The sequence below is a fragment of the Rhizobium sp. LjRoot254 genome (assembly GCF_964254105.1).
GTDB lineage: Bacteria > Pseudomonadota > Alphaproteobacteria > Rhizobiales > Rhizobiaceae > Rhizobium_E.
This window is the reverse complement of the sequence record NZ_CAXUSM020000001.1, coordinates 419,755-433,599: the sequence shown is the minus strand read 5'-3', so window position 1 is coordinate 433,599 and position 13,845 is coordinate 419,755. Positions and strand designations below refer to the sequence as shown.

At 60.5% G+C, this 13,845-nt stretch carries 17 protein-coding genes; 11 read left to right on the top strand and 6 right to left on the bottom strand.

Annotated features, from left to right (window positions below; translation table 11 throughout):
- Positions 1-7: 7 nt before the first annotated feature.
- Both ACSQ26_RS02200 and ACSQ26_RS02195 read right to left on the bottom strand, forming a co-directional pair.
- Positions 8-886, bottom strand: coding sequence for a hypothetical protein (locus ACSQ26_RS02200; RefSeq protein WP_436005850.1), 879 nt, complete (start codon positions 884-886; stop codon positions 8-10).
- A 27-nt stretch (positions 887-913) separates the two neighbouring features.
- The gene (locus tag ACSQ26_RS02195) at positions 914-2,227 is read right to left on the bottom strand and encodes a glycosyltransferase (RefSeq protein ID WP_436005848.1); all 1,314 of its coding nucleotides are present in this window, start codon (positions 2,225-2,227) and stop codon (positions 914-916) included.
- Positions 2,228-2,296: 69 nt separating this feature from the next.
- On the opposite strand from ACSQ26_RS02195, the gene ACSQ26_RS02190 reads away from it, so the two are divergent.
- The 5 genes from ACSQ26_RS02190 (at position 2,297) to ureG (ending at position 5,442) form a co-directional block, all read left to right on the top strand.
- On the top strand, positions 2,297-3,154 hold the full coding sequence (locus tag ACSQ26_RS02190; RefSeq protein WP_436015062.1) for a transporter substrate-binding domain-containing protein: 858 nt from the start codon (positions 2,297-2,299) through the stop codon (positions 3,152-3,154).
- Positions 3,155-3,235: 81 nt separating this feature from the next.
- Positions 3,236-3,733, top strand: a complete 498-nt coding sequence (gene ureE, locus ACSQ26_RS02185; RefSeq protein ID WP_436005846.1) for an urease accessory protein UreE — start codon at positions 3,236-3,238, stop codon at positions 3,731-3,733.
- Positions 3,699-4,394, top strand: a complete 696-nt coding sequence (locus ACSQ26_RS02180) for an urease accessory protein UreF (protein ID WP_436005844.1) — start codon at positions 3,699-3,701, stop codon at positions 4,392-4,394. The genes ureE and ACSQ26_RS02180 overlap by 35 nt, the downstream gene beginning before the upstream one ends.
- Positions 4,391-4,828, top strand: coding sequence for a DUF3995 domain-containing protein (locus ACSQ26_RS02175; protein WP_436005842.1), 438 nt, complete (start codon positions 4,391-4,393; stop codon positions 4,826-4,828). The genes ACSQ26_RS02180 and ACSQ26_RS02175 overlap by 4 nt, the downstream gene beginning before the upstream one ends.
- Entirely contained in the window at positions 4,825-5,442 is a 618-nt protein-coding gene (gene ureG / locus ACSQ26_RS02170) for an urease accessory protein UreG (protein ID WP_436005840.1), read from the top strand. The genes ACSQ26_RS02175 and ureG overlap by 4 nt, the downstream gene beginning before the upstream one ends.
- Before the next feature lie 276 nt (positions 5,443-5,718).
- Here ureG and ACSQ26_RS02165 read toward each other — a convergent pair whose 3' ends face one another.
- Positions 5,719-5,928 (bottom strand): hypothetical protein, encoded by a 210-nt coding sequence (locus tag ACSQ26_RS02165; protein ID WP_436005838.1) that lies wholly within the window; start codon positions 5,926-5,928, stop codon positions 5,719-5,721.
- Between the two features lie 166 nt (positions 5,929-6,094).
- Positions 6,095-7,336 (bottom strand): YbfB/YjiJ family MFS transporter, encoded by a 1,242-nt coding sequence (locus tag ACSQ26_RS02160; protein WP_436005836.1) that lies wholly within the window; start codon positions 7,334-7,336, stop codon positions 6,095-6,097.
- Between the two features lie 195 nt (positions 7,337-7,531).
- Here ACSQ26_RS02160 and ACSQ26_RS02155 point away from each other — a divergent pair, with 195 nt between their 5' ends.
- The 3 genes from ACSQ26_RS02155 to ACSQ26_RS02145 are packed head-to-tail and all read left to right on the top strand — an operon-like array spanning position 7,532 to position 9,839.
- Entirely contained in the window at positions 7,532-8,194 is a 663-nt protein-coding gene (locus tag ACSQ26_RS02155) for a 5-formyltetrahydrofolate cyclo-ligase (RefSeq protein WP_436005834.1), read from the top strand.
- On the top strand, positions 8,185-9,438 hold the full coding sequence (locus tag ACSQ26_RS02150; RefSeq protein WP_436005832.1) for an aconitase X: 1,254 nt from the start codon (positions 8,185-8,187) through the stop codon (positions 9,436-9,438). Before ACSQ26_RS02155 ends, ACSQ26_RS02150 begins: the two co-directional genes overlap by 10 nt.
- Positions 9,435-9,839, top strand: coding sequence for an aconitase X swivel domain-containing protein (locus tag ACSQ26_RS02145; RefSeq protein ID WP_436005830.1), 405 nt, complete (start codon positions 9,435-9,437; stop codon positions 9,837-9,839). Before ACSQ26_RS02150 ends, ACSQ26_RS02145 begins: the two co-directional genes overlap by 4 nt.
- Here ACSQ26_RS02145 and ACSQ26_RS02140 read toward each other — a convergent pair.
- Positions 9,832-10,863: a trans-3-hydroxy-L-proline dehydratase gene (locus ACSQ26_RS02140; protein ID WP_436005828.1), complete on the bottom strand. Its 1,032-nt coding sequence runs from the start codon at positions 10,861-10,863 to the stop codon at positions 9,832-9,834. The two genes, ACSQ26_RS02145 and ACSQ26_RS02140, sit on opposite strands and share 8 nt — an antisense overlap.
- Positions 10,864-10,986: 123 nt before the next feature.
- Here ACSQ26_RS02140 and ACSQ26_RS02135 point away from each other — a divergent pair, with 123 nt between their 5' ends.
- Complete coding sequence (locus tag ACSQ26_RS02135) at positions 10,987-12,015, top strand: serine hydrolase domain-containing protein (RefSeq protein WP_436005826.1); 1,029 nt, start codon at positions 10,987-10,989, stop codon at positions 12,013-12,015.
- 71 nt (positions 12,016-12,086) lie between these two features.
- Here the strand turns inward: ACSQ26_RS02135 and ACSQ26_RS02130 are convergent, their stop codons facing one another.
- Positions 12,087-12,398, bottom strand: coding sequence for a hypothetical protein (locus ACSQ26_RS02130; protein ID WP_258158155.1), 312 nt, complete (start codon positions 12,396-12,398; stop codon positions 12,087-12,089).
- Between the two features lie 176 nt (positions 12,399-12,574).
- Here ACSQ26_RS02130 and ACSQ26_RS02125 point away from each other — a divergent pair, with 176 nt between their 5' ends.
- Entirely contained in the window at positions 12,575-12,910 is a 336-nt protein-coding gene (locus ACSQ26_RS02125) for a hypothetical protein (RefSeq protein ID WP_436005824.1), read from the top strand.
- A 197-nt stretch (positions 12,911-13,107) separates the two neighbouring features.
- Entirely contained in the window at positions 13,108-13,752 is a 645-nt protein-coding gene (locus tag ACSQ26_RS02120) for an outer membrane protein (protein WP_436005822.1), read from the top strand.
- Positions 13,753-13,845: the final 93 nt, after the last annotated feature.

The following is a 13,845-nucleotide window of genomic DNA, read 5'->3' as shown; positions in this document are numbered from 1 at the left end:
TTGCTCGTTAGGGCAAGCACAGGATCAGGCCACCCAGCCCGAGCGGAGCGCAGACGCAAAGCAGGCACCATCCTACCAGCTTCCGTTTTCTGTTCCGGTCAACGTGATCGAGAATAAGGCCGCCGCCGATACCCGCGAACGGCAAGAGGAAGAAGCTCGCCAGCGCGAGAAAGAAGACCTGATCGCCCAACAGGGCATGAATTCTGCCACGCAGGCCATGAATGAAGCCACCCAGAGAATGGCTGATTACGCTCTCTGGTCTACCCTCTTGGTCGGCGCCGGCACCATCCTCTTGTTGGTCACTTTGTGGCTCACTCGACAAGCCAATAGGGCCGCTCAGGATGCTGTAGAGGTCACCCGTGACATAGGCCAAGCGCAGATCAGGGCTTACATGAGCCTTAAGGCCTTCCTCTTTGATAGCGACGGTGTGGGTCCAGCGTTCAAAGGCATTAAGATAAACTCCAGATGGGAGAATAGTGGTCAAACACCCGCCCGCGCCGTAAGTCCAGGTATCCACCTTCAAATTGGCCCAGCCGCCGAGAACTTGGCGGGTAAATCGATTGTTGGCGCTGACAAAGGGAACGTTTCGACAGGAACACTCGGGCCAGGTCAAACGAGCCTCAGTGAATTCCGAATTTTGAGCCCTGGCACGCTCGTAGGCATTGAACAGGGAACGCTTAGGGTCTTTCTGATCGGTCGATGCGAATATCGTGACGTCTTCAACGTCCCGCATTTTACGGAAATCTGCTCCGAGATTGTGCTTTATAAAACCGTCGCTCAGATCGTCGCCGGAGATGTTGATAATTGCCTTCGATTCCGCACCGAAGGCGAGATAAACCAGTCCGATTAAAAGCGCAGCGGCGGAAACGAACAAAGCCTTACCCATCAGCGGTCTCCCGCCTTGGTGCTTTTGCTACATAAGACCGCGGAAGTGGTTCGACGTGCCGCCGAGCGGCATCGGCTGGTGGTGAGCACCGAGGAACGGCAAAAGCCGGCGGAAGAGACCGGAATATTCCAGCGCGAATAGAGCGGATAGCCAACTCTCGCCGGCATTGGAAATGATGAGTGGCGCCTGCAGGCAGGCGAGATCGGGCGAGCCATCCTTGAAATGGCGGTATGCTTCAAGCAACTGATCGGCATGCGGGCGATCCTCCGCGTCAAAGATCACGACGAATTCGCCTCTCGCACCAGCAAGTCCGTAGTTGAGCGCCTTCGGCTTGGTGCGCGGCATGCGATCCGGCACTTCGACGATCTCGAAATGTGGCGGCAGTTCCATCGTCTCCAACGCGTCTATCGTCTCGCGGTCGCCGGCCTCACAGATCAGTTTGATATCCAGTCTCGACGTCGGCCAGTCGAGGCGCAGCAACGAATTGACGAGTTGCGGCACGACCTCTTTTTCCCGGTAGAGGGCCGCAAGCACGGTGTAGACCGGCAGGTTCGAGTCCTCGGCCAGCGATGCGAGCGGCTTAGGCTTGGGCGCACGCTTGATCGCGAGCGCCCGCAACACGATCAGGATGCAGAACGCCGATGACAGCGCGACGTGCGAAACATGCAGTGTTGCCAAGGGAAACAATAGGAGACAGCAGAGATATGCCATCAGCATGAAGCCGGCGAGGAAACCCTGCCCGCCCGTCAGGACCGAGCGCGCGCTGAGTTCAGGGCTGGCATCAAACAACTGATCCGCCGCGGTATCGACCCGGCGGGTGGCACCTGCCCGCCAGACAGCATGCCGAAGCACGGACGGCGTCGTGATGGCGAGTGCCGAACGCAACGTCTCCGAAGACTTTAACCGGCTGAGCCAGGTCGCAAGATCTCTCGCTTCAGGAACGACAAGCGTCAACGGGCTGCCCATTGGCGGGCTCAAGCGAAGAATGGAAGGCTTGAGGAGTTGGCTGTCGAGGCCCGGGCTATCGACCACCGATCCCGCATCGATCTCCTGGACGAAACGCAAGCCGAGCACCTTGGCTAGCGCGCCGTAATAGGCATCCTCGCGCACCTGGCCGCTGGCAAGCAGTTCAGTTTCAATTGTTGTGCCGTTTTGGAATGCCCGTGCCTTCATCGCCGCAACGAAGGGCTTGGAAAAGCCGAGCTTCAGGAGAAAACGCTCTTCATCGGTTTTCTCTTCTTGTATAAAGCTTAGGGAAGAGGTGACCTTGCCCTCAAGCCGGAGATCCCGGGAAGGTCCTTCACGCGCTGAATTGTAGTCGACACGCCCCCGGTCGCCCATGTAGTTTCACAGACCAACGCACAACAAGTTTTAATAAAACCGGAAACAATATTCATGAAGCCAGCGGTTGTGTCACGTTGTTTTTGGGTTTTGGCTCTGGCTCTCGGTATTTTTTCGCAATTGCCGGCAGCGCAACCGGCAAAAGCGCAGGAAAACGACGCGATTTCATTGCCGCTGATGTTCGACCCGCGGGAAAGATTGCAGAAACCAGACCTCGCCTCTGTTCCGCGCATCCGGTTTCTCACGACGGTCGATTTTCCGCCTTTCAACTTCATCGATCAATCCGGCAAGCTCTCGGGATTTCATGTCGATCTGGCGCGCGAAATTTGCCGCGAACTGGAGGTGCTGGAGCGCTGCCAGATCGAGGCCGTGCCCTACAAGGACCTGAGATCCGCGTTGGAGAAGGGCGACGGCGAAGTGATCGCGGCGGGCGTCCGCATCACGCCCGAACTACGCCGCGATCTCGGACTCTCCCGGGTGTTCATGCAGCTTCCCGCGCGTTTCATCATTCGCTCGGATGCGGCTGCCGGAGTGAAGACGCCATCCGCCCTGAAACCGGGCGAAACAGGCATCGTCGCGGGCACGGCGCATGAGGCAATGCTGGCATCCTATTTCCCCGATCTCAAACCAAAGACTTTCCCGAAGCGGGAGGAAATGCTGGCGGCACTCAAGAAGGGCGAGATCAAGGCTGCCTTCGGCGATGGCCTGCAGCTATCCTTCTGGCAGGAATCGCCGGATGCCAACAATTGCTGCGACTTCCTCGGCGATCATTATTACTCGTCGATCTTCTTCGGCGATGGATTGGCGCTGGTCACAAGCAAGGATACGCCGCTGATCACACGCGCGATGGACGCGGCGCTTCTCGCGCTTGCGCGCAACGGCCGGCTCAATGAGATCTATCTCCGCTATTTCCCCAACGGGCTGTAAATCCAACTTCCGCTTTTACGCATTGCAAGCCGTGGCGAAATGCGGTGAAGATGACCGCTGAATTCAAGGCGAGGAATGCGCATGCCCTACCGCTCGACACGCATCGAAAAACCCGGCCACACCGACAAGCCGCCGATCGACGTCGTGGTCCTGACCCACGACGAGCGCCATCTGCGCCGCAAGCTCCTGCACATGGTCCACGACGATGTCGTGATGCTCGACCTCAAGGAACCGGTCGTGCTTGAACATGGCGACCTGCTGGCGCTGGAGGGTGGCGGCCACGTCGAAGTCATCGCCGCCGACGAGAAACTGTTGGAAATCAAGGCGCGCAACCTCGTCCACCAGATGGAACTCGCCTGGCATCTCGGCAACCGCCATCTCGCGACCCAGATCGAGGAAGGCCGCATCCTGATCGAGCGCGATCACGTGATCCAGTCCATGCTCGCCGGCCTCGGCGCCGTCGTGACCGAAGTCGTCGAACCGTTTCATCCGGTGCATGGCGCCTATCACAGTCACGCGTCCCACGGACACGGGTCGCACGACCATGGATCGCACGATCACCACGATCATGACCATTGAGCACGACACGCAATCGCTGTTGCGGCTGATGACCTGGCTGTCGCCGGCATTCCCGGTGGGTGCGTTTGCCTATTCGGGCGGTCTGGAAGCGGCCGTGCGCGAAGGGATCGTCACGGATGCCGGCGAGCTTCAGCAGTGGCTCGAAACCTTGCTCCGGAATGGCGCGATCTGGAACGATGCCGTGCTTCTGTCGGAAGCGTGGCAGGCCTACGAAGACCTGCCACGTCTTGCAGCGACTGCCGAGCTGGCGACCGCACTTGCAGGTTCGGCCGAACGGCATCTCGAAATCACCGCCCAGGGCGGAGCGTTCCTGGAGGCAGCTGGTGCCTGGCCGCACCCGGTGCTCGCCGTGCTGGATCATATGACGCCCTATTGCATTGCTGTAGGCGCCGTTGCCGCCGCAAACGGCGTGCCTCTCGAAGGGACACTCGCCGCCTATCTCCACGCGCTGACATCCCAGTTCGTTTCATCAGGCATCCGCCTGAGCGTGCTCGGCCAACGGCAGGGCGTGGCCATGCTCGCCGCACTGGAGCCTGATATTCTCGACGTCGCGGCATGTGCGAGCCGCTCGACGCTTGATGATCTCGGAAGTGCCACCATGATGGCGGACCTGATGGCGATCAAGCATGAGACCATCCACACGAGGCTGTTCCGCTCATGACCTTGATCGCGGCCCTCACCTTCCTGATCCTTGCCGTGATCGCCGCGTTGCATTTTGCCTGGGCGATGGGTTTGACCTTCCCTGCGGCGGATGCGGCGGAATTGTCGCGGATGGTGACTGGCTTCAAGCGCCGTGACCTGATGCCGGGAAAGCCAGCAACACTGCTAGTTTCCGTTGCGGCGCTGCTCGCCGGGTTCTGGGCGCTGATGCTCGCCGAATGGGCATGGCTGCCGGTGCCGAACTGGTTCGTCGGGCTCGGTGGCATCGTGCTGACGGCCGTCTTCCTCGCACGCGGCATCGCCGGCTACACCGATCGCTGGCGCCGGTTGACGCCCGAACAGCCCTTCGCCCGCCTCGATCGCAAATACTATTCGCCGCTTTGCCTCGTGCTTGGCCTGTTCTTCATCATCTTGACCCTGGGATATTTGCTATGACTTCGCGCAACGGACCTCTTCGCATCGGAATCGGCGGGCCTGTCGGCTCCGGCAAGACGGCGCTGACGGAAAAGCTCTGCAAGGCCATGCGGGAGAATTTCTCCGTCGCCGTGGTGACCAACGATATCTACACCAAGGAAGACGCCGAGGCGCTGGTGCGCATGCAGGCGCTGACCTCGGATCGCATCGTCGGCGTGGAAACCGGCGGCTGCCCGCATACCGCCATCCGCGAGGACGCCTCGATCAATCTCGCGGCCATCGCCGATCTCAACCGGAAATTCCCGGACCTCGACATAGTGTTCATCGAATCCGGCGGCGACAATCTCGCGGCCACCTTCTCGCCGGATCTCGCGGACCTGACCATCTATGTCATCTCGGTCTGCCAGGGTGAGGAGATCCCCCGCAAGGGCGGACCGGGCATCACGCGCTCAGACCTGCTTGTTATCAACAAGAAGGATCTGGCACCGCATGTGGGTGCCGATCTCGATGTGATGGAGCGCGATGCGACGCGGATGCGTTCGGGAAAGCCATTCCTGTTCTCCGATATGAAGCGCGGGGATGGCGTCGGTGAAATCGTCGATTATCTGAAAAGTTACGGCGGGCTCGCCGCCTGACTAGAGCCTTTCATTGCTAAATGGAGGCAGTTCTGTTGGCTCAAACGGAGTCGGATGGTCGACCGGCCGGCGCGTGTCGTAGCCAAATCTACGGCCAAGCCGGCCGGTCGATCAGCCGGCCCGTTTCAGCCAACCCGAAGGGCCGGGCATCTTTCCACCAGGGCAGAGGCGATCGTCTCGGACGTATATCTGGATATGCCCGTCGCCAATCGCCTCTGCCCTGACGAAAACCTGCTCCGGCAGAACTGTGTCCATTTAACAATGAAAGGCTCTAGCTTATTCGTGCCAGTCGTCGTGAAGGATGCTCTGCATCAGCTCTTCCTTCCGGCGCGCGGAAAGCGGCGTGTAGTTTGCGTCCTTGCGCTTCGCAAGCTTCTTTGCCTTGCGCGGCGTGCTGAGCTTGAAAGCTTCCTTCGACAATGCGGACATGCCGCTATTCGAAGCCACGGCGGACACCAAAAACAGGCCGGAATTCAATGCACTCATTTCGGCCTCCTTTTTTATTGAGCCCTTGTTTGCTGCTGTGTAATGCTCTGGATATAAAACGGTTCCACAGGACCATCTATTCTCCAGGTAACAGCCTGATGATTGAAATGTGGTGCCGATCGCGGCTTTTCCAAGATAGACGCGGAGGATTCGGCATCACCGGGCTTCACATCTCGGTGAGCGGATAGAGTTTCTTGAGCACCAGATAGAGTATCGCCCCGAAGAACAAGCTGCCGGACGCGACTTCAAGCGACAGCGCGAACCCTGCCGCATGCGTCGCGGCATGGCTCAATATGCCGGAGACGACCAGCGGACCGACGATCTGCCCGATGCCATAGGATGCCGTCATGAGACCGATGAACACGGTGGCGCCCTTCGGCTTCAGCCGTCGCGCCTCCTGCATGCCGAACAGTGTTATCGTCGTGAACGGCAGGCCAAGCAAAACACTACCGATCACGAAGCCCACGATATTGGGCAGCATGAGCGGAAAGAGAACGCCCAGGCCCTGCATGACATAGAGGATGGCAAGTAGAATGCGCCGGTCGATCGTCATCGGCACGAAGCGCGTGACCAGCGCACCCACCGCGACGAATATGCCGACCACCGGCCAGAAGAGATCGACCCAACCGGAGCCCGGAAGAGCCTCGCGTGCGATGACGGGCAGAAACGTCGCCGTGACGATGTAGCCGAAGCCCGCAAGGCCGTAGGCGAGCGTGAGCAGCGCATCCTCGAATGTCCAGTGCTCGGGCGCGGCCTCGGCCGGAGCGCTCGCTTTCTGCGCCACGCGCCGTGTCGGGGTGAAGAACGGCCAGATCGCTGCGGTCAACGCCGACGCGACAGCGCCGAAAACCGCCCAGCCGAGCATCGAGGAGCCACCGGCCGAGGAAAGCGCGAGTGCGGCAAGCCCCGAAAGCGTGATGCCGATACCGGGACCGACATAGATGATGCCGCTGAGATGCGGCTCGCCCAGTTCGGCAAGCCGCGCAAGGCACCAGCCCGACGTGTAGACGAAGGCGACGCCGCTGATCACTCCAGAGAGAAACCGCAGCAGGGGCCATAGGAGCGGACTATCGATCGCCATGGCAAGCGTCAGCACAGCAGTGCTAACGAGCGCAAACCGCACCAGAAGCGCACTATCCGGCATGCCGAACCCGAACCGCCTGAGCAAGCCGGGCAGAACCATGCAGAGCAGCGCACCAGCGAGATAGCCGAGATAATTCGCCGTGGCGAGCCGGCTGCCGGCATTGATGTCGATCAAACCGTCATGCAGCATCATTGGCAGCAGCGGTGTGAAAGCGAAACGACCAATCCCCATGGCGATGGCGAGCGACAGCGCACCGGCAATTGCCACGACAAGCGCGGACGAGCCTTTGCGTTCGCCGGCAAGCGGCGTCATGTTGAGTGTCATGGGAAGGCCTTCTGTTTCCTGCCGGCCAATATATGGGTTGGCCCGACGTTCAATCAATTTGAAACTTTGAATGCTTTGCATCAATTCTGGTGAAGCATGCGCAAGCGATAAAGAGCGACGCAGCCTGCCGCAGCAATGCATTGTCAGCGGTGCCGACTTCTGCTCTGTTCGGACTGCTCCGAAGCGGAGGCCGATATGCCTGACGATGAAGATATCCAAGCCGAATATGCCTCACCTGCCTGTCTCCTGCATGAGATCGATCCGGTCTACGCCGGACTTGCACCGCCCACGCCGCCCGAAGGCGTCTCGGCATGGCGCAAGGCGCGCCGCGAGGCGCTGATCGCCAAACGTCTGGCGCTATCGGCCGATACCCGCAGCGCCCATTCCCAAGCGATTGCCGATGCACTCGATGATCTTCTTGGCGATATCGCGGGAAAAACCGTCAGCCTCTACTGGCCATTCCGAGGCGAGCCCGACCTGCGCGGCTGGATGGAGACTGCGACCGCGCGCGATGCCACCTGTCTTCTGCCCATCGTCGTCGCCAAGGGCCAGCCGCTGATCTTCAAATCGTGGAAACAGGGCGAGAAGCTCGATCGCGGTATCTGGAATATTCCGATCCCCGCCGAGGGCAAGGAAATGCTGCCCGATATCGTGATCTCGCCGCTGGTCGGCTTCGACCCCTCGCGCTATCGGCTTGGCTATGGCGGCGGCTTCTTCGACCGCACGCTTGCCGCCCATCCCGGCAAGCCGCTGGTGGTCGGCGTCGGCTATTCCAGCCAGCACATCCCGACCATCCACCCGCAATGGCACGACATACCGATGCAGGCGATCATCACGGAGCGCGGACTTTGGCGCTAATGCTTGAAGACCGCGATCATGCCATGCTCAATGGCGAGGCAGGCAAGGCCGCGGCCTTCGCTTTCGAGATCCTGGTAGGCTTCGCCGGCTCGGTCGGCGCCAAGGGCTTTCTCGACATCGCGGGATCGCATATCGACGGCTGTCTCTATCACGGCCAGGTCAGTCTCGATTTCGTCGAGCGGCTCGTCGATCTCGGCGGCAAGGTGAAAGTGCCGACGACGCTCAATGTCGGCTCGATCGACCTGATCCATCCCGAAATCATGCTGATGACCCGCGAGGAGACCGAGCCCCTCGCCCGGCTGATGAAGGCGCATGAGGAACTCGGCTGCATGCCGAGCTTCACTTGCGCGCCCTATCAGACCATGTTCCGGCCGCGCTTCGGCGAACAGATCGCCTGGGGCGAATCCAACGCCATCGTCTTCGCCAATTCGGTGATCGGCGCTCGCACCAACCGCTATGGCGATTTCATCGATCTCTGTTGCGCCATATCAGGCCGCGCGCCCGCCTATGGCCTGCATCTCGACGAGAACCGCAGGGGCCGCATCCTGTTTCGACTCCAGGGCTTCAAGGACAATGAATTCGATCTGGATTCGCTCTATGTCGCGATCGGCCTGATCATTGGCCTGAAATCGGGCGAGCGCGTGCCCGTCATCGAAGGCCTGCCGTCGCCGCACGACGAGGATCAGTTGAAGGCACTGGGTGCCGCTTCAGCATCATCCGGCGCAGTCGGCCTGTTCCATGCCGTCGGCATCACGCCCGAGGCGCCGACGCTTCGCGATGCGCTGCATGGATACGAGCCGGACGAGACGATTATTGTTACGCCCGATGGTATCAAGGATGTGCTGGCGCATCTCTCCACCGCACCCGATGGCAAGGAGATCACGGCAGTCTGTCTCGGCACACCGCATTTCTCCCGGGCCGAATGGGACCGGCTGATCCCGCTTCTGCGCGCCACTGAACCGCGCGCCGGCATCCCCATCTACGTCAATACCGGCCGCGAGACTTATGATGGACTGTTGCGTGATGGAATGCTGGGCGGTTGCGAAGGTTACGGCCTCAAGGTCGTCACGGACACCTGCACCTATCTCACCGCGATCCTCGAACGCCTCGACGGCACCGTCATGACCAATTCCGGCAAATGGGCACATTACGCGCCGGGCAATATCGGCGTCCAGGTGGGCTTCGGCTCGATGGAGGACTGCGTCGCGTCGGCCGCCGCCGGCCGGATCGTGAGGCTGGCGTGAGGGGCATCTTTTATCTGAGGGGCACCGCCGAGGGGCTGGTGATCCGATTGGCGACACCATTAAGTTTCTGGGGCGGGGTCGAGGCCGAGACCGGCAGGATCATCGATCAGTCCCAGACCCATCGCGGCGCGCTCCTCAAGGCTAAGGTGCTGGTCATGCCCTCGGGACGCGGCTCGTCATCCGCCTCGTCGGTGCTCGCGGAAACCATCCGGAACGGCACCGGCCCGATCGCTATCGTCATGCAACGGCCGGACCCGATCATTACGGCGGGTGCGATGGTTGCCCACTCGCTCTATGGCATCGTCTGCCCAGTTGTCGTTTGCACGATCGACGGGATCGCAGACGGTCAGACGGTCCGTATCCATGAAGACGGTGAGGCCGCCCTAATCGAAATCAACTGAGTTTAGGCCAAGTATCCGACAGCTTGTAGCCGCCCGGCCACGGGTCAGCCGGATCGAGCATCAGTTGCGATGTGCCGGTGATCCACGCGCGGCCTGAAATTGATGGCACGATGGCTTTCTGGCCGGCGACGGTGGTTTCGCGCACCACCGTGCCGGTGAACCGGGAGTCGATGATCGAGATGCCGGTGAGTGTCTCGCCGACATTGAGCTGGCCGCGCGCATTGAGGATCGCCATGCGCGCCGAGATCGCTGTGCCTGTCGGTGAGCGGTCGATCTTGCCCGGCTGGATTGCCACGGCGGAGCGCGACATCAACCTGCCCTCCTCGCGGTAAAGCGGACCGGCAAAGGCGCAGAACGAGATGTGATCCCAGCCCGTATCTTCCGGATGGGTGAAACCAAGCTGCTCGTTCGCTGCCTTGGTGATCGCAATGCCGGTCTCGGCGAGTTGCCGCGCTTCATCTGCCACCAGTTTGAAGCCCAGCTTTTCGGCATCGACCACCACGAAACTGTCGCCGCCATAGGCCGTATCCACGGTCAGAGTTCCAAGTCCCGGCACTTCAAGTACAGCATCGAGCTTTGCGGCAAAGCTTGGCACATTGGTCACCGTAATCCGCTCGGCCTTGCCATTACGGCATTCGGCGACGACTTCGACCAGCCCTGCCGGCGCTTCCAAAATGATCCGCGTCTTCGGCTCTGTCATCGGCAGGATGCCACTGTCGAGCAGCACAGTCGCGACGCAGATCGAGTTCGAGCCGGACATCGGCGGCGTATCCTCGGGCTCCATGATAATCCAACCCATCTGCGCCTTCGGGTTCTTCGGCGGCACCAGCAGGTTCACATGCCGGAAGACACCGCCGCGCGGTTCGTTGAGCACGAAGTTCCTCAAGCTCTGGTCCTTCGCGATAAAGCGGCTCTGCTCCCAGATCGTATCGCCCGGCGGCGGCGCGACCCCACCCACGATCACATCCCCGACCTCACCCTCTGCGTGGCAGGTGACGACATGGATGACTTTGGAAGAACGCATGAGGAGTACCCGGATGATGACGATATCGTGATCCATAGCATGGAAGCGAGGTCCCGAAAGAGGCCAAGTCTTGCTCCACAAGCCCGTTTGCTCCAAGCTTGCAGCAGGAACGGGAACCGACGCATGTTTCTACGAGCCGTCGTCATGGCAATGGCACTGCTTTTTTCTCTGCCGGCGGTGGCGGAGGAAGAGAAGTCGCCTTCGCTCTCTGCCATTCTGGCGAAAGCCGGGGCGCTGAAACCGCTCCGGACGGTGGTTGTCGCGCGCCGGGGCGAGATCATCGCCGAACACGGCTATCGCGGCTACACGTCGAAGGACCCGACCAGCATCATGTCGGCGTCGAAATCCATCATGTCGGCGCTCGTCGGCATCGCCATCGAAGAGGGCATCCTCCAAGGCACGGACCAGCGCATCGAACCAATCCTGTCCGATGATATGCCCGAGAACGCCGATCCACGCCTATCCCAGATCACCATCGGCAACCTGCTCTCCATGCAGGCGGGGCTCCGCTCGACCTCCGGCGAGGAATACGGCGCATGGATCGAGAGCTCCAACTGGGTGCGGACTGTCCTGTCGCAGCCCTTTGAGGACAATCCCGGCGGAGGCATGATCTATTCCACCGGTTCCACACATCTGCTTTCGGCCATCCTGACCAAGAAAGCCGGCCGTTCGACGCGCGCGCTCGCCAACGAATGGCTCGGCCCGCTCGAAGGGTTCCGGATCTCCTGGTGGAGCCGCGATCCGCAGGGCATCTATGTCGGCGGCAACATGATGGCGATGAGCCCAAGGTCGCTTCTGGCTTTCGGCGAACTCTATCGCACGGGCGGGATCACGCCTGAAGGCAAGCGGCTGATTTCGAAGGACTGGATCGACAAATCCTGGCAACCGCGCACCACCTCCCGCTACACCGGCGACAGCTATGGCTACGGCTGGTTCATGCGGCGGATCGCCGGCGAGGAGGTTCATTTCGGCTGGGGCTACGGCGGGCAGATGCTCTACATCGTGCCGCGTCTGGAACTGACGGTCGTGATGACATCAGACGAAGGTTCGTCCGCCGCGCGCTCCGGCCACCGCGACGATCTTCATGCGCTGCTTGCCCAGATCATCGATGCGACACGCGCTGCAGAAGGCAAGCAGACCAAGACGAACTAGCTAAAGTCCACGATAGAAAAGGGGCGCCGGAAGGTTCCTCCCGGCGCCCTTGATGCATGCCGTTGGGCTTGTCAGTGGGTGATTTCTTCGAGATCGAAGGTGCGCGGTTCGCCGTCGAAGGCAACCAGCACGGCGGCGTTCTCTTCGCGCTTCAGAAGCTGCAGGATCGCGTCTTCGCTCGGATTGCCGGGCGTGTCGTCCATGGCTTCGAAGAATTCGCCGACAGTCATGTTGTCGCTCGGCTGGAATTTCAGCGTCTCGCCGGTCTTGCCACCGACCAGCATGATGAAGCGGAACTCGACATCGTCATGCTCCTCCCCGACCACGACCGCGATATCGTCATCGCTGCCCCCGTATAACAAGACTCCGATGGGTTCGATCATTGCGGTTTACCTTTCTGCGTGGCGGGAACCGGCGACATTGCAAGTTCTCTCATCCGCTCTGAGCACATAAACGGCGACTTTGCAAAACCTGTGAACGCTGGCCGCGAAATAAACGCCATACAGGAACACATGCGGCCGGCACGCGTTCTCAGACAAAATCAGGAGAGGATTTCGTCATGGCGTTCCGCAACAAGATCAACAAGCCCACCCATGCCAGCACCCCGGAAGAGGAGAGTGCACCCTTGGTCGATGAAGCACTGGATGCGGTGAACAACCGCGAGCGTGAGGCCGCCGAGCAGGCGTTCGAGGCGACAAGTGACGAGGAACTGTCGGCGATTGGCGCGGAGATTGAACGCATCAAGGAATCCATAGCGCTGATCACCCAGGCGAGTTCGCACTACGTCAAGCGCCGCGTGGCCGAGAACTCCACCGACATGATCGCGGAAAACCCGGTTCGTGCAGCGCTATGGGCCGCCTTCATAGGCTTCTGCATCGGCCGGCTGTCGCGCTGAATCCGAATGCTTGAGGATGGGTGCCAAGCCCATCCGATCGGACCTCCAGCCTGCGACCGGTCGCCGCATCACCTTTTTGCCGCCATGGAATGACCTCGATTTTTGCCCATATGAAAGGGAACCAAAGGAACTCGGCAAGGTTTGAGTTTCGCGGTTTACCTCGAATTCGCGTGGGTAAAGAGTCGAAGGAGCATACTATGATCAGGACAATTCTCGTTTCTGCCTTGCTGGCGGGTTCGGCCACCGTAGCGATGGCTGCGGACCTCGTCGAACAGGTGCCGACAGCACCGGAAACGGTTGTCGAAGAGGCTCAGGTTTACTCCTGGGACGGCGCTTATCTCGGCGCCTATGGTGGCGCCAGCTGGCTGAGAGGCCGACTGGACGATGGCGTCAATGAATCATCCCGCAACAACATGGGCGGGACGCTCGGCGGCTTTGCGGGCTGGAACAGGCAGCTCGATAACAATATCGTCCTCGGCGTCGAAGGCGATTTCAGCTACGACTGGAACAACAAGAAATTCGACAATGGCGTCGAAGCCGGCACCGATTGGGGCGGCAGCGCCCGTGCCCGCGTCGGTTACGCGTTCGACAACGCGTTGATCTTCGGTACCGGCGGCTGGACTGCAGCCAACGGCTATGTAGATCCCGCGGGCGGCAACAACTCCAAGGAAAAAGTCCTTCAGGGCTACACCCTTGGCGCCGGCGTGGACTACAAGTTCACCGACAGCATGTTCGCCCGTGCCGAATATCGCTTCAACGATTTCGGCGAAGAGAAGATCGGCGGAACGAAGGTCGATTTCCAGCAGCACAAGGCTTTGCTGGGCCTCGGCTTCAAGTTCTGATTTCCATCTCGGGACGGTTTGAAGAGGGCGTCCCTTGCGGGCGCCCTTTTCATTTTGCGCTCTTGCTCGCAGCGGAACATTTCCAACATCCGT